This window comes from Pseudomonas sp. MPB23 (assembly GCF_046605395.1).
Classification (GTDB): Bacteria; Pseudomonadota; Gammaproteobacteria; order Pseudomonadales; family Pseudomonadaceae; genus Aquipseudomonas.
Genome location: NZ_CP176771.1, coordinates 5,649,674 through 5,673,725 on the forward strand (window position 1 = coordinate 5,649,674; position 24,052 = coordinate 5,673,725).

Below are 24,052 nucleotides of genomic sequence, written 5' to 3' on the forward strand. Positions count from 1 at the left end.
GGTTCACTCCTCCGGCGTAGCTGGCTCGCCACGCTGGATAGCCTGCATGAACTCAAGCTTGAGCAAGAGGCGTTGCATACCCGCCACATCCAGTTGCTCTGTATTGTGGGAGTTGTAATCCTCAGTACGAGAGATCTTTTCCTCTCCCTGCTCCACAAACTTGGAATAGTTCAGGTCACGCAAGTCTGGAGGAATGCGGTAATAGTCGCCTTTGTCTTCAGCGCAGGCCATTTCTTCACGACTCAACAGCGCCTCAAAAAGCTTTTCGCCATGCCGAGTACCGATTACTTGAATGGGGTGCTCAGGTTTGCCGACCATTTCGGTTAATGCCTTGGCCAACGTTTCGACCGTCGCAGCCGGCGCCTTCTGAACAAAAAGGTCCCCGTTGCGACCATGCTCAAAAGCGTACAGCACCAGGTCCACAGCATCGGCAAGCGTCATCATGAAGCGAGTCATGCTAGGGTCGGTCAATGTCAGCGCGCGATCTGCACGAATCTGCTCGATGAACAGCGGGATAACAGACCCGCGCGAAGCCATGACATTACCGTAGCGCGTGCCGCAGATGACGGTCTTCGCATCATCTACGTTGCGGGATTTCGCCACCATGACTTTTTCCATCATCGCCTTGGAAATACCCATGGCATTGATCGGGTAAACTGCTTTGTCAGTGCTAAGGCACACCACGCGCTTGACGGCGTTCTGAATGGCAGCCTCCAGGACATTTTCGGTCCCGATAACATTGGTTTTTACCGCTTCCATAGGATGAAATTCGCAGGACGGCACTTGTTTGAGTGCCGCCGCGTGAAAAATATAGTCCACACCCCGGGTCGCATTGAGAACGCTCTGATAGTCGCGCACGTCGCCTATGTAAAACTTCAGCTTGGTATTGGCATAACGCTTGCGCATGTCATCCTGCTTTTTCTCATCACGGCTAAAAATGCGAATTTCAGCAATTTTGCTGTCGATGAAACGCTTGAGAACGGCGTTGCCGAATGAGCCAGTGCCACCGGTGATGAGTAGCGTTTTTCCGCTGAACATAGTAAGTCCTAAAGCAACGCGCACAGCACGACAAGCTTCTAGCCGGCCACTCACCTTAATGCCTATCGACCAGCAAGCCAAAAGGCCACCTGGAATGCTCAACGGTGAGAGACTCAAGGAAAACGTCGAAGCTCGCTAGCAAACAGCCCGAAAAACAAGCGCTGCGTGGTGCAGTTAAAGGTGAAAGGTATGGAAATTAGTGACTATTTTAAGGCCTATGCCCTTAAAGTCAAAAGCGAACACAGATAACGGACGTGCAACAAAACCCTTTTTGACTGCCTTGAGACGTGAACCCAGCTTGGCTGGCACAAACGGAGAATAGCGCTGACAGGGCAATATCTCGATATGGCGGATATTTTCAAATAGATAAACGATCAATTTCTTCGCTAACTTAACCGCCGCATTCAAAAAACAGGATAGAACCTTGCCTCACGTTTAAGATTACGTCTGCCAAGTGAAATTGAATGCTGAAAGAAATCAAATATAAACACGAAGACGGCGCTCGATATTTATTCGAAAGCGCTGCTTTACATAAAGCCGATCAGCTTTTTTAGCGAGTTTTTTTGCGCCCGACGATCAGGCCCGGCGCAAATCCGATGAGCATTCCCGCCACCAATGCCAATGCTGCAATGACGGAAACCGGAAGTTCAGGAGTGGACCAGCCGAGAAACGAAAGCACCACACCTTGTTGATTTTCCAGCACAAAAGCCATAACGGCCAAAGCGAAGAATAAAATCACAGCAACTAATGCAAAACGCTTAGACCCACGCATAAACTTCTCCCGATCCAAACGTTCTCAGACGCCTTCCTCCTCGTCTTCGTTCACTCGATCGCGCAATTCTTTACCCGGTTTGAAGTGAGGCACGAACTTGCCGTCAAGGCTGACAGATTGTCCAGTCTTGGGATTGCGCCCAACACGCGGCGCTCGGTAATGCAGCGAAAAACTCCCAAAACCACGAATCTCAATCCGATCCCCGGTCGCCAGGCACTGGGACATTTGCTCAAGCATGGTCTTGATAGCCAGCTCCACATCCTTGGATGAGAGCAGCCCTTGATGGGTGACAATTCGTTCGATCAACTCCGACTTCGTCATATTTTTCCCTTCTTTTTCAAGCAGCTAGGAAAAGCGCTTCGAAGGTTTTAGCATGACTTGATGAATTTGAACAGCCCAGCCGGCAACTTATATGCGGGATAGATCGCAGGCCTTTGCAGGCTCTTTCCATGCTCAATTACAGATCACCAACATGGTACGGGTTACGGCCCCAGCAGGGTTCCAACCGAACAGGTAGTCGCCCTCCTCGTCCTTGGCGTCACTGGAACGGGTGATCACCTTGTAGCCCTGTTGCTTGCACTCCCGGGCGGCGCGCTTTTCACACTTTTCCCAGCTATTGCCAAGACCTGAACAGTCAACCTCGATACCGCTGACGCCGCGCTTGGCATGAGTCTTGGCGCTGGTGGCAGAGCAGCCTGCTAGCATGAGCACTGCGAATATTACGATAAGCCTGTTCATTCAAATCCTTATTGAAACAACAACGCCCAACGCGCTTTTGTTAAGACTATAGTCAGTTCTGACCGTCGCCGGCGCCTCTTGGTTCTCGCTTGTTGCTTCAACAAATTTCAGACACAAAAAAGGGCGACCGAAGTCGCCCTTTTTCTATGGTCTGACAGAACTCAGTTCTGTTTTTCCATTTGTGCACGCAGCAGGTCGCCCAGAGTGGTCGGACCCGAAGCGATGTCAGAGGTAGCTGGCTTGTCGCGCAGGCTCTGGATAGCTTCTTTCTCTTCGATCTCGTCCTTGGACTTGATGGAGAGTTGGATCACGCGGCTCTTGCGGTCAACGCTGATGATCTTGGCTTCTACTTCCTGGCCTTCTTTCAGAACGTTGCGCGCGTCTTCAACGCGGTCACGGCTGATTTCGGAGGCTTTCAGAGTCGCTTCGATATCGTCGGCCAGAGTGATGATGGCGCCTTTGGCGTCAACTTCTTTCACAGTGCCCTTAACGATTGCGCCTTTGTCGTTCTCTTGAACGTACTCGGAGAACGGATCGCTTTCCAGTTGCTTGATACCCAGGGAGATGCGCTCGCGCTCTGGGTCAACCGACAGGATAACGGTGTCCAGCTCGTCGCCCTTCTTGAAGCGACGAACAGCTTCTTCGCCCACTTCGTTCCAGGAGATGTCGGACAGGTGAACCAGGCCGTCGATGCCGCCGTCCAGACCAATGAAGATACCGAAATCGGTGATCGACTTGATGGTGCCGGAGATTTTATCGCCCTTGTTGAACTGGCCAGAGAAATCTTCCCATGGGTTAGATTTGCACTGCTTGATGCCCAGGGAGATACGACGACGCTCTTCGTCGATGTCCAGAACCATAACTTCCACTTCGTCGCCGACTTGTACGACTTTCGAAGGGTGGATGTTTTTGTTGGTCCAGTCCATTTCGGAAACGTGTACCAGGCCTTCCACGCCTTCTTCCAGCTCAGCGAAGCAGCCGTAGTCGGTCAGGTTGGTTACACGCGCGGTTACGCGAGTGCTTTCTGGGTAACGAGCTTTGATAGCGACCCATGGATCTTCGCCCAGCTGCTTCAAACCCAGGGAAACGCGGTTACGCTCACGATCGTACTTCAGAACCTTGACATCGATCTCGTCGCCAACATTGACGATTTCGGACGGATGCTTGATACGCTTCCAAGCCATGTCGGTAATGTGCAGCAGGCCATCGACGCCACCCAGATCGACGAATGCGCCGTAATCGGTGAGGTTCTTGACGATACCTTTGACTTGTTGGCCTTCCTGCAGGGATTCCAGCAGAGCTTCACGCTCGGCGGAGTTCTCTGCTTCCAGGACGCTGCGACGGGAAACGACAACGTTGTTGCGTTTCTGGTCGAGTTTGATGACCTTGAATTCGAGTTCTTTGCCTTCCAGGTGCGTGGTGTCGCGCACTGGACGAACGTCGACCAAAGAACCTGGCAGGAACGCACGGATGCCGTTAACGTCGACAGTGAAGCCGCCTTTAACCTTACCGTTGATAACGCCCTTGACCACTTCTTCAGCTGCGAAGGCTGCTTCGAGAACAATCCAGCATTCAGCGCGCTTGGCTTTTTCACGGGACAGCTTGGTTTCACCGAAACCGTCTTCAACCGAGTCCAGAGCAACGTGAACTTCGTCACCAACATTGATAGTCAGGTCACCAGCATCGTTGTAGAACTGTTCCAGCGGGATCAGAGCTTCAGACTTCAGACCAGCGTGAACGGTTACCCAGCGAGCTTGGTAATCGATATCAACGATAACACCGGTGATGATGGAGCCTGCCTGAAGGTTCAGGGTTTTTAGGCTTTCTTCAAAGAGTTCCGCAAAGCTTTCGCTCATTTTAATTCCTGTTGATAAGGGCGAAGAATACGCCCATCTCCACACCCCAGACGGTATGGGTCAGTTTCAATTAAAAGAAGCACCACAGGACTATGACTGGTCCCCTGCGGCCTTCTTGGTCACCCGGTGATATCGCGAAGGGCGATCTCACTCAAGATGCGTTCCAGCACCTGCTCGATGGACAACTCCGTGGAATCCAGCTGTATGGCATCAGCCGCCGGCTTGAGCGGGGCTACTGCGCGCTGGGTATCACGCTCATCGCGTGCACGGATCTCATCTAGCAGACTCGACAGACTAACACCATCGACTTTGCCCTTCAACTGCAAGTAACGGCGGCGGGCTCGCTCCTCGGCACTGGCGGTCAGGAAAATCTTCAGCGGCGCATCCGGAAACACAACGGTGCCCATGTCACGGCCATCGGCCACCAGGCCCGGCGGCTCCTGAAACGCCCGCTGACGCTGCAGCAATGCGTCACGCACGGCCGGCAGCGCGGCAACCTGGGATGCCCAGGAACCGACCTGTTCGTTGCGCAGGTCATCGGTCACATCGTCGCCTTCGAGGATGATGCGCTGAGGATGACCTTCCGTCGCACCGACGAACTGCACATCGAGGTGCGCCGCCAGCAGCTTCAGGGATTCTTCGTTGGTCAGGTCGACGCCATGGTTGCGTGCGGCAAATGCCAACAGGCGGTACAGCGCGCCGGAATCCAGCAGGCACCAGCCCAGGCGCTTGGCCAGAATGCCGGCGATCGTGCCTTTGCCCGAGCCACTCGGCCCGTCGATGGTAATCACCGGTGCTTTGATATTCACAATTGAGCCTCTTGGGCAACACGGATGCCGACTTGGGCACACAGTGTAAGAAAGTTCGGAAAAGACGTAGCAACATTGGCGCAGTCATGAATACGAATCGGCGCCGCCGCCCGCAGGGACGCCACGCTGAAAGCCATGGCAATCCGGTGATCGCCATGGGCATGCACTTCACCACCGCCCATCGGGCCACCGTCGATGATAATCCCATCGGGAGTCGGTTCACACTTCACCCCCAATGCCTGCAGACCGTCGGCCATGACCTGGATACGGTCAGACTCTTTCACACGCAGCTCTTGCGCACCGCGCAATACGGTTCGCCCTTCAGCGCAGGCCGCTGCGACAAACAGCACCGGAAATTCATCGATCGCCAAAGGCACCAGCGCCTCGGGAATCTCGATCCCCTTGAGTGCCGCCGCACGCACCCGCAGGTCAGCCACAGGTTCACCACCCACTTCACGCGGGTTCTCCACGCTGATATCTGCGCCCATCAGCCGCAGGATGTCGATCACGCCCGTGCGCGTCGGATTGATGCCGACATGCTCCAGCAACAGCTCGGAACCCTCGGCAATCGAAGCCGCCACCAGGAAAAATGCCGACGAGGAAATATCCCCCGGCACTTCTATATGGGTCGCGGTCAACCCATGACCCGACTCCACCGACGCTGTCGCACCCTCCACCGCTACCGGATAACCAAAACCGTGCAACATGCGTTCGGTATGGTCACGGGTCGGCGCAGGCTCGGTCACCGAGGTCTTGCCTTCGGCATACAAACCCGCCAGCAACAGGCAGGATTTGACCTGCGCACTGGCCATCGGCATGGAATAGCACATGCCTTTGAGGGTTTGACCACCACGAATGGTCAGCGGCGGACGCCCTTCAGGACCGGTCTCGATCACCGCGCCCATTTCCCGCAGCGGCGTGGCCACGCGATTCATCGGACGCTTGGACAGGGAAGCATCGCCAGTCAACACGCTGTCGAAACGCTGCGCCGCCAGCAACCCGGCGAGCAGGCGCATGGACGTACCGGAGTTACCGAGATAGATCGGCCCAGGCGCCGGCTTCAAGCCGTGCAAGCCCACACCGTAAATGGTCACGCGCCCATGGTGCGGCCCCTCGATCACGACCCCCATGTCGCGAAACGCCTGAAGGGTCGCCAGGGCATCTTCGCCTTCGAGGAACCCTTCGACCTCAGTCACGCCCTCGGCCAACGAACCGAGCATGATCGAACGATGGGAGATCGACTTGTCACCCGGCACCCGGAGACGCCCGCTCAAGCGGCCGCCCGGGTTGGCGAGGAAGATCAGATCATCGGCGTTCACAGCGGTTTCCATGTAGGCCCGGCGTGCCAGGATCTTGCTGAAATGCTCACGCGCCACCCGCGCACGGGTGAACACACCCAATAATTGATGGCCATCCCCGGCATCGACCGCGTCGCGCAAGGCGTCAAGGTCGCTACGGAAGGTGTCCAGAGTGCGCAACACGGCTTCGCGGTTGGCGAGAAAGATGTCGTGCCACATCACCGGGTCGCTGCCGGCAATGCGCGTGAAATCACGGAAACCACCGGCGGCATAACGGAAAATCTCGAGGTTCTCGTTGCGCTTGGCCAGGGAGTCCACCAGGCCGAAGGCCAACAGGTGGGGCAAATGACTGGTCGCCGCCAGCACTTCATCGTGGCGCTCGACCTGCATGTGCTCCACATCCGCCCCCAGCTCGCGCCAGAGACGATCCACCACGGCCAGCGCAGCAGGATCGGTTTGTTCCAGCGGCGTCAGGATCACCTTATGCCGGCGAAATAGCTGCGCATTGGACGCCTCCACCCCACTCTGCTCGGAACCGGCAATCGGATGCCCCGGCACAAAGCGCGGCGGCATGCTGCCAAAAGCCTGCTGCGCCGCACGTACGACGTTGCCCTTGGCACTGCCGACGTCTGTCAGGATCGCTTGGCCGAGGTCCATGCCAGCCAACGCCGCCAGCAACTTCTCCATGGCCAGGATCGGCACCGCGAGCTGGATCACGTCAGCGCCCTGGCACGCTAGCGCCAGGTCCGCCTCACAGCGATCCACCACGCCCAGCTCAACCGCCAACTGGCGCGATTGCGGGTCCAGGTCCACGCCGACCACTTCGCCACACAGCCCACTCTCTCGCAGGCCTTTGGCGAAGGAGCCGCCGATCAATCCCAGGCCGACCACCACCAGGCGACCGATCATAGGTACAACAGGTTGCAGTGCTGTGACATCAACCACGAGCCAGAACCTTGGCCAACGCCTCCAGGAAGCGGCTGTTTTCAGCCGGCAGGCCGATGGTGATACGCAGGTGGTTCGGCATGCCATAGTTGGCCACCGGACGCACGATCACGCCTTCGCGCAGCAAGCCCTGGAACACCGGCGCAGCCACTTGGCCGAGGTCGACGCAAATGAAGTTGCCCTTGGAGGGAATCCAACTCAGGCCCAGCTCCCGGAAGCCTTCCTGTAGTTGCAGCATGCCGCTTTCGTTGATGCGACGGCCTTCTTCCAGGTACTCGACATCCTTCACCGCCGCACACGCCGCCGCAAGGGCAAGGCTGTTGACGTTGAACGGTTGGCGCACGCGGTTCAATACATCCGCGACCACCGCGGTAGACAAACCGTAACCGACGCGCAGCGACGCCAGACCATAGGCCTTGGAGAAGGTGCGCGACACCAGCAGGTTCGGATAGGCCGCCAGGAAGTCCAGGCCGTCCGGCAGGTCAGCGCCTTCGGCGTACTCGATGTAGGCTTCGTCAAGCACCACCAGCACGTGTTCCGGCACGTCTTGCAGGAACTCGTTCAGCGCCTGCTCATCGAACCAGGTGCCGGTGGGGTTGTTCGGGTTGGCGATAAATACCACGCGCGTCTGGGCATCGATCGCGGCCAGCATCGCCGGCAGGTCGTGGCCCCAGTCTTTGGCAGGAATCACGCGCGCATCGGCACCGACGGCCTGGGTGACGATCGGATAGACCGCAAAGGCGTGCTCACTGAACACGGCGTTCAGGCCCGGCGCCAGGAAGGCACGGCCGACCAGCTCAAGAATGTCGTTGGAGCCGTTACCCAGGGTCACCTGATTCAGCTCGACGCCACACTTTTGCGCCAGCAGGGACTTGAGGGCAAAACCATTGCCGTCTGGATAGCGGGTCAGTTCGGCCAGCTCTTCACGAATCGCCGCCAGCACTTTGGGGCTTGGGCCCAGCGGGTTTTCGTTACTGGCCAGCTTGACGATCTTTGCCGGGTCCAGGTTCAACTCGCGCGCCAGCTCGTCCACCGGTTTGCCCGGAACGTAAGGCGACAGTTGTTGCACGCCCGGCTGAGCCAGGGCGAGGAAGTTGGCACTCATGTTAACGCCTCACAAAACCGCTTTCGGGTAAGAGCCCAGCACCTTGAGTGCCACGGCCTCCTGACTGATTTTCTCCAGCACGCCTTTGACCAGCGGGTCACGGTGATGGCCAACGAAGTCGATAAAGAACACGTAGGTCCATTTACCGCTGCGCGAAGGACGCGTCTCGATGCGTGTCAGGTCGATCCCGTTGTCGTGGAACGGCACCAGCAGCTCATGCAGCGCGCCGGGCTTGTTGCTCATGGAGACGATGATCGAGGTCTTGTCGTCGCCGGTCGGTGGCACTTCCTGGCTGCCAATCATCAGGAAACGCGTGGAGTTGTCCGGGCGGTCCTCGATTTTCTCGGCCAGGCGCGTCAGGCCGTAGAGGCTTGCCGCCATATCACCGGCAATCGCCGCCGAATTCCATTCACCCTTGACCCGCTTGGCCGCTTCGGCGTTGCTCGACACCGCCACGCGCTCGACATTCGGGTAATGGGCATCCAGCCACTTGCGGCACTGGGCCAGGGACTGGGCGTGGGAATAGATGCGGCTGATGCTGTCGGTCTTGGTGTTCTCGCCCACCAGCAGGTGGTGGTGGATGCGCAGCTCGACTTCGCCGCAGATCACCATGTCGTGCTCGAGAAAGCTGTCGAGGGTGTGATTGACGGCACCTTCGGTGGAGTTTTCCACCGGCACCACGCCAAAGTTCACCGCCCCGGCCGCCACTTCGCGGAACACTTCGTCGATCGCAGCCATTGGCTTGCTGATCACCGCATGGCCAAAGTGCTTCATGGCTGCCGCTTGGGTGAAGGTGCCTTCCGGACCGAGGTAAGCCACCTTCAGCGGCTGCTCCAGGGCCAGGCACGACGACATGATTTCACGGAACAACCGCGCCATCTCTTCGTTACCCAACGGCCCCTTGTTGCGCTCCATCACACGCTTGAGCACCTGGGCTTCACGCTCAGGCCGGTAGAACACCGGCACTTCGCCTTCAGCCAGGGACGCCATCTTCACCCGTGCAACTTCCTGGGCGCAGCGCGCACGCTCACTGATCAACTCCAGGACTTTTTCGTCCAGGCTGTCAATGCGCACGCGCAGGGCCTTGAGTTCTTGCTCAGACATTAGCCGTGTTCCTTTTCGAACTCTGCCATGTAGGCCACCAGCGCGTTGATGGCGTTGATGTCGACAGCGTTGTAGATGGAGGCGCGCATGCCGCCGACCGAACGGTGGCCTTTGAGGTTCAGCAGGCCACGCGCCTCGGCACCGACCAGGAATGGCTTGTCCAGGCGATCGTCGGCCAGGCGGAACGGCACGTTCATCCATGAGCGGTCGGTCAGGTTGATCGGGTTGCTGTACAGGCCGCTGGCGTCGATGAAGTCGTACAGGGTGCGCTTCTTCACTTCGTTGAGCTTGCCCATGGCAGCCACACCGCCCTGCTCCTTGAGCCACTCGAACACCAGGCCCGAGAGGTACCAGGCAAACGCCGGCGGCGTGTTGTACATCGAGCCGTTGTCGGCCGCGACCTTGTAGTTGAGCATGGTCGGGCACAACGAACGGGCGCGACCCAGCAGGTCTTCGCGGACGATGTTGACCAGGATGCCGCTCGGGCCGATGTTCTTCTGCGCGCCGGCGTAGATCATGCCGTACTTGGACACATCGATAGGCCGCGAGAGGATATCCGAAGACATGTCGCACACCAGCGGCACGTCACCCACTTGCGGCACCCAGTCGAATTCCAGGCCGCCGATGGTTTCGTTGGCTACGTAGTGTACGTAGGCCGCATCCTTCGACAGCTTCCACTCGTTCTGACCTGGGATCGCGAAGTAGTCGTAAGGCTTGGCGGTACCCGCGATGTTGACGTTGCCGTAGCGCGCAGCTTCTTCGATGGCTTTCTGCGACCAGATACCGGTGTCGATGTAGTCGGCCGTGCCGTCTTCGGGCAGCAGGTTCAGCGGCACCTGGGCGAATTGCTGGCTGGCGCCGCCTTGCAGGAACAGCACTTTGTAGTCGGAGGGGATGTCCAGCAGGTCGCGCAGGTCCTGCTCGGCCTTGGTGGCGATGGACACGAACTCATCGCTGCGATGGCTCATTTCCATCACAGAGAGGCCTTTTCCATGCCAATCGAGGAGTTCACCCTGCGCGCGCTGCAGGACTGCTTCAGGAAGCGCCGCGGGACCGGCACAGAAGTTATAGGCTCTCTTGCTCACATCCAATCTCACTCTGATCTGGTGGGGTGGTGCAATAAATCGGATATTAACTGCTAACGCTGCCTGTAGGAGCATTGATATTTCAAAGGGGACAAACAACAAGGGGCGAATCTTCATCCGCCCCCTGTGTGTCCGCTTATTCCTGCGGTTCTTCTTCGTCTGCGGCAGCGTCGAGGGTCGGTTCGTCGACGTTATCATCGCCAGTGGCGATCACCTCGCCTTCAAACGCTTCACCTTCAAGCTCTTCGCCTTCGACTTCCGATGGCTCTTGGACACGCTCCAGGCCGACCAGTTTTTCGTCCTTGGCCAGCTTGATCAGGGTCACGCCCTGGGTGTTACGGCCCAGGCTCGACACTTCAGCCACGCGGGTACGCACCAGGGTGCCCTGGTCGGAAATCAGCATGATTTCCTCGCCATCGAGCACCTGGACCGCGCCGACCAGACGGCCGTTGCGGTCGTTGCTGACCATGGCGATCACGCCCTGGCCGCCACGTTTGTACTCCGGGAACTCGCTGATGGCGGTACGCTTGCCATAACCACGCTCGGATGCGGTAAGGATCTGGCTGCCTTCTTCCGGGATCAGCATCGAAATCAGCTTCTGCCCTTCCGGCAGGCGCATGCCGCGCACACCGCGGGCGGTACGGCCCATGGCGCGAACGTCGGATTCCTTGAAACGGGTGACCTTGCCGCCGTCGGAGAACAGCATGACTTCACGCTCGCCATCGGTGATGGCGGCGGAGATCAGTACGTCGCCTTCGTCCAGCTCCAGGGCGATCAGGCCCACGCTGCGTTGACGGCTGAAGGATTCCAGCGGGGTCTTCTTCACGGTGCCCTTGGCGGTGGCCATGAAGATGAAGTGACCTTCGGTGTATTCCTCGACCGGCAGCATGGTGGTGATGTATTCATCACTGTCCAGCGGCAGCAGGTTGACCAGCGGACGACCACGGGCGGCACGGGAGGCCTCCGGGATTTCGTAGGTCTTGAGCCAGTACACCTTGCCCTTGCTGGAGAACAGCAGCAGCGTGGTGTGGCTGTTGGCGACCAGCAGGTGAGCGATGTAGTCCTCATCCTTCACGCCGGTAGCCGATTTGCCTTTACCACCACGACGCTGGGCCTGGTAGGCAGCCAGAGGCTGGGTCTTGGCGTAGCCACCGTGGGAGATGGTCACGACGCGCTCTTCTTCCGGGATCATGTCACCCAGGGTCAGGTCGAGACGGGCATCAAGGATTTCGGTACGGCGCACGTCGCCGTATTCGGCACGGATCACTTCCAGTTCTTCGCGGATCACTTCCATCAGGCGCACAGCGCTGCTGAGGATGCGGATCAACTCGCCGATCTGGTTGAGGATCTCCTGGTACTCGGCCAGCAGCTTCTCGTGCTCAAGGCCGGTCAGGCGGTGCAGGCGCAGTTCCAGGATGGCCTGGGCCTGTTCCGGCGACAGGAAGTACTTGCCGTCGCGCAGGCCGTATTGCGGGTCCAGGGTCTCGGGACGGCAGGAATCGGCACCGGCGCGTTCAACCATCGCCACGACGGCGCTGGATTCCCACGGCATCTTGGTCAGCGCCTCTTTGGCTTCCGACGGGGTCGGCGAAGCCTTGATCAGGGCGATGACCGGGTCGATGTTCGACAGCGCAACCGCCTGGCCTTCCAGGATGTGGCCGCGTTCGCGGGCCTTGCGCAGTTCGAACACGGTACGGCGGGTGACCACTTCGCGACGGTGACGGACGAAGGCTTCCAGCAGATCCTTGAGGTTCAGGATGCGCGGGCGGCCGTCGATCAGGGCCACGACGTTGATACCAAACACACTTTGCAGCTGGGTCTGGGCGTAGAGGTTGTTGAGGATCACCTCAGGCACTTCGCCACGACGCAGCTCGATCACCACGCGCATACCGTCTTTGTCGGACTCGTCGCGCAGCTCGGTGATGCCTTCGAGCTTCTTCTCCTTGACCAGCTCGGCGATCTTCTCGATCAGACGCGCTTTGTTCAACTGGTACGGGAGTTCGGTGATGACGATCTGCTGACGGCCACCGACCTTGTCGATGTCTTCGATGATCGAGCGGGCGCGCATGTAAATGCGGCCGCGACCGGTGCGATAGGCTTCGATGATGCCGGCGCGGCCGTTGATGATCGCGGCGGTCGGGAAGTCAGGACCGGGGATGTATTGCATCAGCTCATCGACGGTCAGCTCAGGGTTGTCGATGAGGGCCAGGCAACCGTCGATGACTTCACCGAGGTTGTGCGGCGGGATGTTGGTGGCCATGCCCACGGCGATACCGCTGGAGCCGTTGACCAGCAGGTTGGGAATCCGAGTAGGCATGACGGCCGGGATCATTTCGGTGCCGTCGTAGTTCGGCACCCAGTCCACGGTTTCTTTGTGCAGGTCGGCCAGCAGCTCGTGCGCCAGCTTGGTCATGCGCACTTCGGTGTATCGCATGGCCGCGGCGTTGTCGCCGTCGACCGAACCGAAGTTACCCTGACCGTCTACCAGCAGGTAGCGCAGGGAAAACGGCTGGGCCATCCGAACGATGGTGTCGTACACCGCAGTGTCACCGTGAGGGTGATACTTACCGATCACGTCACCGACAACACGGGCAGATTTCTTGTACGGCTTGTTCCAGTCGTTACCCAGCTCGCTCATCGCGAACAGCACACGCCGGTGCACGGGCTTCAAGCCATCGCGCGCATCAGGCAGTGCCCGACCGACAATTACGCTCATCGCGTAGTCGAGGTAGGACTGTTTCAGCTCGTCTTCGATATTGACCGGGAGGATTTCTTTGGCCAGTTCGCCCATGAGAAGCCTGATTCCTTTTTCGGGTGAAACCTCGTCACATCCATATGGGACGAACGAAGCTCGCCGCTGCCGGCAGAGTGCCTGGCAACGACTTACGACAAATCAACGAGTTATGACACGGATCTGCACGTTATGGGCAACCCCTCGGGGCGGCCCTGGAAACCGCCGGATGTTATCACAATCGCCGCCACGCACCTATCCCCCTGATGGGCATGGAGCATAGTAAGTTGACGGATGACAGGCTTGAGGGCGACGAGAGGGGCTCAGAGCCGGGTCCACCCCCGATTTCGGCGGCAAATAGGCTTAATGCAGACGTCTACGGCACATCAACTGAGCCAGCTTGGCGGTATCCGGCCGCTCGACGATGCCCTTTTCGGTCACGATCACGTCGATCAGGTCGGCCGGGGTCACGTCGAACACCGGGTTATAGGCCTTTACATCCGCGGCAAAGCGCTGCCCGGCGACTTCCAGCAGCTCGCCGGCATCGCGTTCTTCCAGGGCAACGTCATCGCCGGTGGCCATCATCAAATCCAGGGTGGAGCTGGGCGCCACCACCATGAAGCGCACCCCGTGGTGCATGGCACACACCGCCAGTTGGTAAGTCCCGATTTTGCTGATCACATCGCCATTGGCGGCGATGCAGTCGGCGCCGACGATCACCCAAGTGACACCCTTGGTCTTGAGGATATGCGCGCCCGCCGAGTCGGCATTCACCGTGACCGGAATGCCTTCGCCCGCCAACTCCCAGGCGGTCAGCCGCGAGCCTTGCAGCCACGGGCGGGTTTCGTTGGCGTAGACCTGCGCGACCATGCCTTCCAGGAAGGCGGCGCGGATCACGCCCAGGGCGGTGCCGACCCCGCCGGAGGCCAGGGCGCCCGCATTGCCATGGGTCAGGATGGCCTGGGCGTTGCCCTGGTGCTTGCGGATCAACTCGACGCCCAATTGCGCCATGGTCAGGTTGGCTTCGCGGTCGCTTTCATGGATCGCGATGGCTTCGGCTTCCAGCACCGCCAGCGGATCGGTGTGCTTCTTCAGGCGGTCGAGGCGGTCGCGCATGCGCTTGAGGGCCCAGAACAGGTTGGACGCGGTCGGACGGGTATCGGCCAGCAGCGCGTAGTCTTCCTCCCACGCAGCCTGCCAGTCACCGCCTTCGGCGATTCGAGCACGGGCCGCGAGCACCAGACCATAGGCGGCGCTGATACCGATGGCCGCCGCGCCGCGCACCACCATCGAGCGAATGGCCGCTGCGACTTCATCGACCGTCGAGCAGGTCACCCAGCTTTCCCGGGACGGCAACACTCGCTGATCGAGCAGATGCAGTGCGCCATCATGCCAATCGATGGCCTTCACTCTCTCCGCTGCCAACAGTCGATCGCGCATCCCTCACCCCGCTCTCATGAACAAAAGCCGCCGATTATAGCGATCCGCCAGCCAGGACGCTCGGGTATACTTCGCCCCTCTTTGATAGCTGCCCCGGAAGAAGCCCGCGATGACCGCCACTGCCGCCCCGCTCGACTTGCTGTTGCTGCCGACCTGGCTGGTACCTGTCGAACCCGCCGGTGTGGTGCTCAAGGAACATGGCCTGGGTATCCGTGATGGGCGCATCGCCTTTATCGGCCCACGGGCGGCGGCCTTGAAGCTTTCGGCCAGCGAAGTGCGCGAGCTGCCGGGCATGCTGCTCAGCCCCGGTTTGATCAACGCCCACGGGCATGCGGCGATGAGCCTGTTTCGCGGCATGGCCGATGACCTGCCGCTGATGACCTGGCTGGAAAAACACATCTGGCCCGCCGAGGCCAAATGGGTCGACGAAGCCTTCGTGCGCGACGGCACCGATTTGGCCATCGCCGAACAGCTCAAGGGCGGCATTACCTGCTTCTGCGACATGTACTTCTACCCCAAGATCGCCAGCGACTGCGTGCACAACAGCGGGATGCGTGCACAGATCGCGATCCCGATCCTCGACTTCCCGATCCCCGGTGCCAGCAGTGCCGATGAGGCGATCCGCCAGGGCATCGAGCTGTTCGGCGACCTCAAGCACCACCCGCGCATCAAGGTCACCTTCGGCCCCCACGCGCCCTACACAGTGAACGATGACAACCTGGAAAAGATCCGGGTGATCGCCGAAGAGCTGGACGCCGGCATCCACATGCACCTGCACGAGACCGCCCATGAGGTACAACGGGCGGTCGAACAGACCGGCGAACGTCCGTTGGCGCGCCTGGGTCGCCTTGGGCTGCTGGGTCCGCGCTTCCAGGCCGTTCACATGACCCAAATCAGCGAGGACGACCTGGCTTTGCTGGTAGAAAGTAACACCAGCGTGATCCACTGCCCGGAGTCGAACCTGAAACTGGCCAGCGGCTTCTGCCCGGTCGAGCGTCTGTGGCAAGCTGGCGTCAATGTGGCCATCGGCACTGATGGCGCCGCCAGCAACAATGACCTCGACCTGTTGGGCGAAACCCGTACCGCTGCGCTGCTGGCCAAGGCCGTCGCCGGTTCGGCCACCGCTCTGGATGCGCACCGCGCGCTGCGCATGGCCACCCTCAACGGTGCCCGTGCCATGGGCCTGGAAAGCGAGATTGGCTCACTGGAAGTGGGCAAGGCAGCGGATATCGTGGCTTTTGATCTTTCTGGGCTGGCGCAACAACCGATCTACGATCCGGTCTCACAGCTTATATATGCCACCGGACGTGATTGCGTGAAACACCTTTGGGTCGCCGGCAAGCAGTTGCTCGACGACCGGCAATTGACCCGCATGGATGAGCAACAGTTGACCGCCATGGCCATCGCCTGGGGCCAACGCATCAGCGGGCACCACGAATAACGCCGGTGCTGAACCCGTGCGTTCAGCACCGCCCACCGATTTATCAGATTTAGAGGATGCACCATGAGCAACGTCGACCACGCCGAAATCGCCAAATTCGAAGCCCTGGCCCATCGCTGGTGGGACCGCGAAAGCGAATTCAAACCCCTGCACGACATCAACCCGCTGCGGGTCAACTGGATTGACGAACGCATCAGCCTGGCCGGCAAGAAAGTGCTGGACGTCGGTTGCGGCGGCGGCATCCTCAGCGAAGCCATGGCCCAGCGCGGCGCCACCGTATTGGGAATCGACATGGGCGAAGCGCCGTTGGCCGTAGCCCAGTTGCATCAGTTGGAGTCCGGGGTGAACGTCGAATACCGCCAGATCACCGCCGAAGCCCTGGCCGAAGAAATGCCGGAACAGTTCGACGTGATCACCTGCCTGGAAATGCTCGAACACGTGCCGGACCCCTCCTCGGTGATCCGCGCCTGCTTCCGCATGGTCAAGCCCGGCGGCCAGGTGTTCTTCTCCACCATCAACCGCAACCCCAAGGCGTACCTGTTCGCGATCATCGGCGCCGAATACATCATGAAGCTGCTGCCACGCGGCACCCACGACTTCAAGAAATTCATCCGCCCGTCCGAGCTGGGCGCGTGGAGCCGTCAGGCCGGACTGACCGTCAAGGACATCATCGGCCTGACCTACAACCCGCTGACCAAGCACTACAAGCTGGCCAGCGACGTTGACGTCAACTACATGATCCAGACCCTGCGCGAGGAATAAGCCTGTGAAGTTGCGAGCGGTTCTCTTCGATATGGACGGTACCCTGCTGGACACCGCGCCGGACTTTATCGCCATCTGCCAGGCCATGCGCGCCGACCGCGGCCTGGAGCCGATCCACGACCAGCACATCCGCGATGAAATCTCCGGTGGCGCGCGGGCGATGGTCGCCGTCACCTTCTCGATGGACCCGCAATCCCCAGGCTTTGAAGAGCTGCGGCTGGAGTTCCTGGAGCGCTACCTCAAGGGCTGCGCGATCCACAGCACCTTGTTCGACGGCATGGCCGAACTGCTGGAAGACATCGAGAAATCCAACTTGATCTGGGGCGTGGTCACCAACAAGCCGGTGCGCTTCGCCGAGCCAATCATGCAGCAACTGGGCCTGGCCGAGCGTTCGGCGCTGCTGATTTGCCCGGATCACGTGAAGAACAGCAAGCCGGACCCGGAGCCGCTGATCCTGGCGTGCAAAATGCTCGACCTGGACCCGGCCAGCGTGTTGTTCGTGGGCGATGACCTGCGTGACATCGAGTCCGGCCGCGACGCCGGCACGCGTACAGCGGCGGTCACTTATGGCTACATCCACCCGGATGACAACCCACGCCACTGGGGCGCCGATGTGGTGGTGGACCACCCGCTGGAATTGCGCAAAGTGCTGGATAACGCCCTGTGCAGTTGCTGATGGTCTACCGGTCCTGCTGACCTATGAAGCCCCCTCCCACAGGGGATCTTCGCGACATGCAGGTTCGGTGTTTGCCTATGTTGAATTTTGTCGAGGCTATTTATGTTTGATTACTCTGCACGCCCGGAACTGCTCAAAGGCCGGATCATCCTGGTGACCGGCGCCGGTCGTGGAATTGGCGCGGCGGCGGCGAAAACCTATGCCGCCCATGGCGCAACCGTGTTGTTGTTGGGCAAGACCGAGGCCAACCTGGCTCAGGTGTACGACCAGATCGAAGCCGCCGGCCATCCGCAACCGGTGGTGATCCCGTTCAACCTGGAGACCGCCCTGCCCCATCAATACGATGAGCTGGCCGCAATGATCGAAAAGGAGTTCGGCCACCTCGACGGCCTGCTGCATAACGCCTCGATCATCGGCCCACGCACGCCGATCGAACAGTTGTCCGGTGAGAACTTCATGCGGGTGATGCACATCAACGTCAACGCGATGTTCATGCTGACCAGTACGCTGCTGCCGCTGCTCAAGCTGTCCCAGGACGCCTCGGTGGTGTTCACCTCCAGCAGCGTGGGCCGCAAGGGCCGGGCGTATTGGGGCGCCTATGGCGTGTCGAAATTCGCCACCGAAGGTTTGATGCAAACCCTGGCCGACGAGCTCGAAAACGTCGCTCCGGTGCGCGCCAACAGCATCAACCCCGGCGCCACGCGCACCAGCATGCGGGCCCAGGCGTATCCAGGGGAAAACCCGAGCGACAACCCGACGCCGGAAGAAATCATGCCGGTGTACCTGTACCTGATGGGGCCGGACAGTACCGGCATCAATGGGCAGGCGTTTGACGCGCAGTAAGGCACACCGTTGAACCCAATGTGGGAGGGGGCTTGCCCCCGATGGCAGACTGTCAGTCACTGTATCTTTGGCTGACCCACCGCTATCGGGGACAAGCCCCCTCCCACACGTGTATTGCGGGTGTTCTCTGGAACTTAGTTCTTCACCACTTCCTCAAGCGTGAAGCGCCCCAGCGGGTTTTGCAGGAAGTTGCTCACATTCTTGCGTGAGATATTGATGTAGGGGCTGTAGTACAGGTCGATCCAGTTCACGTCCTGTTTCGCCAGTTTCTGCAGTTCGACATACATCTGCTCACGCTTGACCGGGTCGGCTTCGATCCGCGCTGCCGCCACCAGGTCCTTGACCTTGTCGTTCTTGTAGCGGGTCATGTAGTTCTGGTTGGTGTCGTGGCCCAGCACGAAGGTGGTCTTCTGGTCCGGGTCGAGGATGTCGTTGGTCCAGTACATCACCGAGATGTCGTAGTCGCCGTCCACCAGCATCTGCCAGCTTTGGGTCGGGTCGACTTTCTGCAGGTTGGCCGTTACGCCGACCTTGGCCAACTGATCCTTGATGATCACGGCGATCTGCTCGTCGGCTTCGTTGCCGGCGTTGACCACGTAGTTCAGCTTCAAGTCCTTGGCACCCGCGTCGGCCAGCAGTTTCTTGGCGGCGGTCGGGTCATACGGGCGTTGCAGGTTGTTGGCGTAGTGGTACAGCGAGCCCTTGGGGATGTAGGAATAGGCCACAGTGCCTTGACCGTAAGTGGCGGTCTTGACCAGCGATTGTTTGTCGATGGCCATGTCCAGCGCCTGGCGCACTTCGGGCTTGGCCAGCAGGCCATGCGCGTGGTTGATCAGCAAGTGATCCTCACGGGTGGACGGGTCCGCGTGGATCACCACATTCTTGTCTTTTTTCAGTTCTTCAACCCGTGAGAACGGCACGAAGATCGCCGTGTCCAGCTCGTTGTTCTGCACCATGCGCATGCGCGTGTTGTCGTCGGTGACCGACACCCATTCCACGCCATCCAGGCTCACACGCTTGGCCTGCCAGAAGTTCGGGTTCTTCTTCAGGATCACCCGATCCCCCTTGCGCCACTCGTCCACGGTAAACGCGCCGGAGGTCACCGGGTTTTCCGAGTAGGCGTCCTCGCCCATCTTGGTCATGGCTTTTTCCGACAGGATCGACACCGTCGGCGACGCCAATTGCGAGAGGAACGCGACTGCCGGGGTTTTCAAGGTAACGACCAGGGTTTTCGGGTCGGCCGCCTTGGCCGTATCGATCAGATTGAACGGATCAGCCCACAGCGAAGCCTTGTTGTCGCGGATACGCAACAGGCTGAACGCCGCATCTTCAGCGGTGATCGCCGAGCCATCGGAGAACTTGGCGTCGCGCAGCTTGAAGGTGTAGGTCAGGCCGTCCTTGGAGATGTCCCAGCTTTCTGCCAGGCCCGGTTCCATCTTGGTGCCCAGGTTATCCACGCGCACCAGGGTGTCGTAGACGTTGGCGAATACCCAGGTGTCGCGGTTTTGCGCGCTTTTGATCGGGTCGAACGTGGTGCTGTCTTCACGGCAGCCGATGGTCAGGACGCCAGCAGCCTGGGCAAGACCGGCGGTCAGCGACCAGGCCGTCAGCGTGGCGGCGGCGAGCAACTTCAAGTGGCGCGATTGCATGTCATAACTCCTTGTTCATGAATGGCAGGGGTGGGTTGAAGCAAAGGTTCTTCAAGCACGCAACTGTACCGATGCTCGTGCAGAAAATGAGTAGGCGGCAACACCACGGAACACATCGTGGTGGCATACCGGCAACGCGGGTGAAAGGCACAGCCTGTAGGCAAATTCAGCGGGCTCGGTGGCTCACCGGGTAAAGGCTGCGCAGGCAACGGCCGATGCGGGTCGATCTCCGGAATCGCCTGGATCAACGCCGCCGTATACGGATGACGCGGCGTCGTGAACACCGCTTCCACCGGCCCCTCCTCGACGATCTTGCCCAGGTACATGACGGCCACGCGGTCGCACAGGCGGCGCACGATGGCCAGGTCATGGGCGATAAACAGGATGGCCAGGTTCATACGCTGCTGCAGTTCCAGCAGCAGGTTGATGATCTGGCCCTGGATCGACACATCCAACGCCGCCACGCACTCATCGGCGATGATCAAGCGCGGCTCCACCGCCAGCGCCCGGGCGATGCCAACGCGCTGGCACTGACCGCCGCTGAGGGAGCCCGGTTTGCGGCTCGCCAGTTCGGGGCGCAGGCCGACCAGCTCGAGCAGCTCAACGACACGCGCTGGAATCTGCTCCGGCGCGACCTTGCGCTGCACCTGCAAGACTTCGGCGATGGTTTCGCCGATGGTGTGACGCGGATTCAGCGCGGCATACGGATCCTGGAAGATCATCGCGGTCTCGTGGCGCAGACGGGCGATGTCAATGGCGCTGCCTTGGGCCATGTCGATACCGTCGAACAACACCTGGCCGGCGCTGATCGGGTTGAGGTGCAGGATCGCCCGGCCCAGGGTGCTCTTGCCGCTGCCGGACTCGCCGACCAAACCCAGGGTTTCGCCCGCCGCCAGGTTCAGCGACACGCCATTCACCGCCCTCACCCACTGTTTGTTCAAACCGAACACACCAGTGCCGGACGCGGCAAAGCGCACCTCCAGATCCTTGATCTGCAACAGGCTCATGGACGCTCCCCCAACGGATAGTGGCAGGCCACCCGCGCACCTTCCGGCAATAGCGTGGTGCACAAGGCGCCGACCTGCGGGCAGCGTGGGTTGAAGCGACAACCGGCGGGCAACGCATCCAGCAACGGCGGCTGGCCGGGGATGGTGCGCAGCAACGCATGCCCGCTGCTGTGGGCCGGCTGGCAATCGATCAGGCCAGCGGTGTAGGGATGCCGGGGATGAGCCAGCAGGTCGTATTTGCTGCCGTGCTCGCACAGGCGCCCGGCGTACATCACCGCGATGGAATCGCAGGTCTGCGCCACCACGCCGAGGTCGTGGGTGATCATGATGATCGACAGCCCGCGGGTGTCGCGCAGCTCCAGCAACAGCCGCAGAATCTGCGCCTGTACGGTCACGTCCAGGGCCGTGGTCGGCTCGTCGGCGATCAACACTTGCGGGTTGCAGCCCAGAGCCACGGCGATCATCGCCCGCTGGCGCATGCCGCCGGAAAATTCGTGAGGGAAGTTGTCGACCCGCGCCTGAGGATCGGGAATGCCCACTTGGCGCAATACTTCGATGGCTTGGCGGCGCGCGTCTTTTTTCGAGGCTCCTTGATGCAGGCGGATGCCTTCGGCGATCTGCTCGCCGATACGCATCAACGGGTCGAGGTGGCTGCTGGGGTTCTGGAAGATCATGCCCAATCGCCCACCTCGCACGGTGCGCATACCGGCCTCATCCAGTTGCAACAAATCCTGGCCGGCCAGGCGCACCGCCCCACCCTGAACCCGCAGGTTGGGCGACGGCAACAATCGCATCAGGCCACGGCAGGCCATGGTCTTGCCCGAGCCGCTCTCGCCCACTAGGCCAAGGATTTCACCTTCGGCCAGGTCGAAGGACACGCGGTCCACCAGGGTCACATCGCGCCCGGCATTGTTGGCGATCACACTCAGGTCCCGCACCTGCAACAGGCTCATGTGCGATCTCCCAGCACTTGCGCGACGCCATCGGCCAGGAGGCTGAAGCCCATGGCCAGGGTCACGATGGCCAGGCCCGGAAAGGTACAGATCCACCAGGCGGTGGTGATAAAGGCCTGCCCTTCGGCAACCATGGTGCCCCACTCGGCGGTCGGCGGTTGCACACCCAGGCCGAGGTAGCTCACGGCCGCACCGTTGAGCAGCACCAGCACCGCATCAGACATGGAAAACACAATCGAACCGAACATCGCGTTGGGCAGCAAATGCCGGAACAGGATGCGTCCATGGCCAAAGCCCAGGCTCTTGGCGGCCAGGGCGAAGTCGCTCTCCTTGAGCACCAGGATCTGCGAACGGATCAGCCGCGCATACGAGACCCAGCCCACCAGCGCCATCGCGATATAAAAACTCTTCAGGCCCGGGCCGAGGATGGCCATGATCGCCAGCATCAACACCAGGAACGGAAACGCGAGGATCACGTCGATCACGCGCATGCAGACGCTGTCGAATCGCCCGCCGATATAGCCGGAAACCGCGCCGATGAAGGTGCCGATCATGAACGGAAAAATCACCCCGACAATCGCCAATTGCAGGTCGATACGCGCGCCCCAGATCACCCTCGAAAGGATATCCCTGCCGTAGTTATCCGTACCAAATGGATGGACCAGGCTCGGGCCGAGCAAACTGAAATCGGTGTTCTGCGCGATCGGGTCATAAGGGGCGATCCACGGCGCGCATAGCGCCAGGGCCAGCCACACCAGCAAAATCAACAGGCCCCACGCCGCCGTCAGCCGGCCATTGCGAAATCCAAAGCGCAGGCGCAGGCGCCACGGGGCGATCAACGGGCGGCTGCTCATTGCATCTTCACCCGTGGGTCGAGGGCGACGGTCACCACGTCGGCGACGAAATTGACCACCACCGTCGCACAGGCCAACACCATGGCCACGCCCTGCACCACCATGTAGTCGCGAGTGAAAATCCCGCGTACCAACAATTGGCCGATGCCAGGAATGGCGAACAGACTTTCGATCACCACCGTGCCGCTGATCAACCAGCCGATATTCACCGCCAACAGGTTGACCGCCGGCACCAGGGAATTGGGCAACACATGGCGACGAAACACCACGGCTTCCGATAGCCCGCGTGCCCGGGCAGCGGTGACATGGTCGGCCTGCAATTCCATCAGCATGCTTGCGCGCAAATTGCGCACCAACACCGCCGACAGCGCCAGCGCGATGGTCAGGCACGGCAGCACCATGTGGTGGGCCTTGTCCAGCCAGGTCCGCCCATAACCGGACACCGGAAACAGCCCCCACTGCACGCTGAACAACAGGATCAGCATCAACCCCAGCCAGAACGCCGGCATGCCCAGGCCCACGGTGGTAAACACGCGGACCAGGTTATCCGCCCACCCGCCTTTATTGCGCGCCGCCAAGGTCGCCAGCGGCACCGCGATCAGCAGCGCCAGCGCCACGCTGCCCAGGACCAGCACCAGGGTTGGCTCGATGCGGGTGACGATCAGCTTCAGTGCGTCGACCTTGTACAGCAGCGATTGACCGAGGTCGCCCTTGAGCAGGTTTTTCAGGAAATAGAAATATTGCAGCCACAGCGGCTGGTCGAGGCCGTACTGGGCGCGGATTTTCAGCAAGGCATCCGGCGTGCTGCGCGACCCCAGCAGCGCCCGCGCCGGATCGCCGGGGATCGAGCGCACCAGCACAAAAGTGATCAGGCTGATGCCAAACAGCACCGGCAGCAATTGCAGGGGCCGGGACAGGACAAAACGGTAGCGCGCCAGGTTCATCC

The 24,052-nt window shown here is 60.3% G+C and carries 21 protein-coding genes; 4 read left to right on the plus strand and 17 right to left on the minus strand.

Translation table 11 applies throughout. The features are described 5' to 3' along the window. Positions 1 to 3: 3 nt before the first annotated feature. The 12 genes from ACLH0J_RS25585 to mtnA form a co-directional block, all read right to left on the minus strand. Positions 4 to 1,038, minus strand: coding sequence for a polysaccharide biosynthesis protein (locus tag ACLH0J_RS25585; protein ID WP_411389592.1), 1,035 nt, complete (start codon positions 1,036 to 1,038; stop codon positions 4 to 6). Positions 1,039 to 1,588: 550 nt separating this feature from the next. Further along, positions 1,589 to 1,810 (minus strand): hypothetical protein, encoded by a 222-nt coding sequence (locus tag ACLH0J_RS25590; RefSeq protein ID WP_411389593.1) that lies wholly within the window; start codon positions 1,808 to 1,810, stop codon positions 1,589 to 1,591. 24 nt (positions 1,811 to 1,834) lie between these two features. Continuing rightward, on the minus strand, positions 1,835 to 2,131 hold the full coding sequence (ihfB, locus tag ACLH0J_RS25595) for an integration host factor subunit beta (RefSeq protein WP_003218804.1): 297 nt from the start codon (positions 2,129 to 2,131) through the stop codon (positions 1,835 to 1,837). Between the two features lie 132 nt (positions 2,132 to 2,263). Further along, on the minus strand, positions 2,264 to 2,548 hold the full coding sequence (locus ACLH0J_RS25600; protein ID WP_411389594.1) for a hypothetical protein: 285 nt from the start codon (positions 2,546 to 2,548) through the stop codon (positions 2,264 to 2,266). Between the two features lie 161 nt (positions 2,549 to 2,709). Then, a complete protein-coding gene (gene rpsA / locus ACLH0J_RS25605) occupies positions 2,710 to 4,404 on the minus strand; it encodes a 30S ribosomal protein S1 (protein WP_010566505.1) in 1,695 nt (564 codons plus the stop codon). Positions 4,405 to 4,523: 119 nt separating this feature from the next. Next, a complete protein-coding gene (cmk, locus tag ACLH0J_RS25610; protein ID WP_277783914.1) occupies positions 4,524 to 5,213 on the minus strand; it encodes a (d)CMP kinase in 690 nt (229 codons plus the stop codon). Then, positions 5,210 to 7,420 carry a bifunctional prephenate dehydrogenase/3-phosphoshikimate 1-carboxyvinyltransferase gene (locus tag ACLH0J_RS25615; RefSeq protein WP_271674316.1) on the minus strand — a complete coding sequence of 737 codons (2,211 nt, stop codon included), beginning with the start codon at positions 7,418 to 7,420 and terminating at the stop codon, positions 5,210 to 5,212. Before ACLH0J_RS25615 ends, cmk begins: the two co-directional genes overlap by 4 nt. 28 nt (positions 7,421 to 7,448) lie before the next feature. Further along, positions 7,449 to 8,561 carry a histidinol-phosphate transaminase gene (gene hisC, locus ACLH0J_RS25620; protein WP_271674299.1) on the minus strand — a complete coding sequence of 371 codons (1,113 nt, stop codon included), beginning with the start codon at positions 8,559 to 8,561 and terminating at the stop codon, positions 7,449 to 7,451. 9 nt (positions 8,562 to 8,570) lie between these two features. Then, entirely contained in the window at positions 8,571 to 9,665 is a 1,095-nt protein-coding gene (pheA, locus tag ACLH0J_RS25625; RefSeq protein WP_271674300.1) for a prephenate dehydratase, read from the minus strand. Further along, the gene (serC, locus tag ACLH0J_RS25630; RefSeq protein ID WP_411389595.1) at positions 9,665 to 10,750 is read right to left on the minus strand and encodes a 3-phosphoserine/phosphohydroxythreonine transaminase; all 1,086 of its coding nucleotides are present in this window, start codon (positions 10,748 to 10,750) and stop codon (positions 9,665 to 9,667) included. Before serC ends, pheA begins: the two co-directional genes overlap by 1 nt. A 136-nt stretch (positions 10,751 to 10,886) precedes the next feature. Then, on the minus strand, positions 10,887 to 13,541 hold the full coding sequence (gene gyrA, locus ACLH0J_RS25635; protein WP_411389596.1) for a DNA gyrase subunit A: 2,655 nt from the start codon (positions 13,539 to 13,541) through the stop codon (positions 10,887 to 10,889). Positions 13,542 to 13,844: 303 nt separating this feature from the next. Next, complete coding sequence (mtnA, locus tag ACLH0J_RS25640) at positions 13,845 to 14,921, minus strand: S-methyl-5-thioribose-1-phosphate isomerase (protein ID WP_411389597.1); 1,077 nt, start codon at positions 14,919 to 14,921, stop codon at positions 13,845 to 13,847. 109 nt (positions 14,922 to 15,030) lie between these two features. Between mtnA and ACLH0J_RS25645 the strand changes: the two genes are divergently transcribed. The 4 genes from ACLH0J_RS25645 to ACLH0J_RS25660 all read left to right on the plus strand — a co-directional run bounded on the left by ACLH0J_RS25645 (position 15,031) and on the right by ACLH0J_RS25660 (position 18,643). Next, positions 15,031 to 16,362, plus strand: coding sequence for a TRZ/ATZ family hydrolase (locus ACLH0J_RS25645; RefSeq protein ID WP_411389598.1), 1,332 nt, complete (start codon positions 15,031 to 15,033; stop codon positions 16,360 to 16,362). A gap of 63 nt (positions 16,363 to 16,425) precedes the next feature. After that, positions 16,426 to 17,124, plus strand: coding sequence for a bifunctional 2-polyprenyl-6-hydroxyphenol methylase/3-demethylubiquinol 3-O-methyltransferase UbiG (gene ubiG, locus ACLH0J_RS25650; protein ID WP_010566496.1), 699 nt, complete (start codon positions 16,426 to 16,428; stop codon positions 17,122 to 17,124). 4 nt (positions 17,125 to 17,128) lie between these two features. Next, positions 17,129 to 17,800: an N-acetylmuramic acid 6-phosphate phosphatase MupP gene (gene mupP, locus ACLH0J_RS25655; RefSeq protein ID WP_411389599.1), complete on the plus strand. Its 672-nt coding sequence runs from the start codon at positions 17,129 to 17,131 to the stop codon at positions 17,798 to 17,800. A 102-nt stretch (positions 17,801 to 17,902) separates the two neighbouring features. Next, on the plus strand, positions 17,903 to 18,643 hold the full coding sequence (locus ACLH0J_RS25660; protein WP_411389600.1) for a YciK family oxidoreductase: 741 nt from the start codon (positions 17,903 to 17,905) through the stop codon (positions 18,641 to 18,643). Positions 18,644 to 18,777: 134 nt separating this feature from the next. On the opposite strand, the gene ACLH0J_RS25665 is transcribed toward ACLH0J_RS25660, so the two are convergent. From ACLH0J_RS25665 to ACLH0J_RS25685, 5 genes are read right to left on the minus strand one after another with little or no spacing between them, the layout of a single operon-like run. Further along, on the minus strand, positions 18,778 to 20,292 hold the full coding sequence (locus tag ACLH0J_RS25665) for an ABC transporter substrate-binding protein (RefSeq protein WP_411389601.1): 1,515 nt from the start codon (positions 20,290 to 20,292) through the stop codon (positions 18,778 to 18,780). Further along, positions 20,274 to 21,299 (minus strand): ABC transporter ATP-binding protein, encoded by a 1,026-nt coding sequence (locus ACLH0J_RS25670; RefSeq protein WP_411389602.1) that lies wholly within the window; start codon positions 21,297 to 21,299, stop codon positions 20,274 to 20,276. The genes ACLH0J_RS25665 and ACLH0J_RS25670 overlap by 19 nt, the downstream gene beginning before the upstream one ends. Further along, positions 21,296 to 22,252, minus strand: a complete 957-nt coding sequence (locus ACLH0J_RS25675; RefSeq protein WP_411389603.1) for an ABC transporter ATP-binding protein — start codon at positions 22,250 to 22,252, stop codon at positions 21,296 to 21,298. The genes ACLH0J_RS25670 and ACLH0J_RS25675 overlap by 4 nt, the downstream gene beginning before the upstream one ends. Next, positions 22,249 to 23,106 carry an ABC transporter permease gene (locus ACLH0J_RS25680; RefSeq protein ID WP_411389604.1) on the minus strand — a complete coding sequence of 286 codons (858 nt, stop codon included), beginning with the start codon at positions 23,104 to 23,106 and terminating at the stop codon, positions 22,249 to 22,251. Before ACLH0J_RS25680 ends, ACLH0J_RS25675 begins: the two co-directional genes overlap by 4 nt. After that, complete coding sequence (locus tag ACLH0J_RS25685; protein WP_411389605.1) at positions 23,103 to 24,050, minus strand: ABC transporter permease; 948 nt, start codon at positions 24,048 to 24,050, stop codon at positions 23,103 to 23,105. Before ACLH0J_RS25685 ends, ACLH0J_RS25680 begins: the two co-directional genes overlap by 4 nt. Positions 24,051 to 24,052 lie beyond the last annotated feature (2 nt).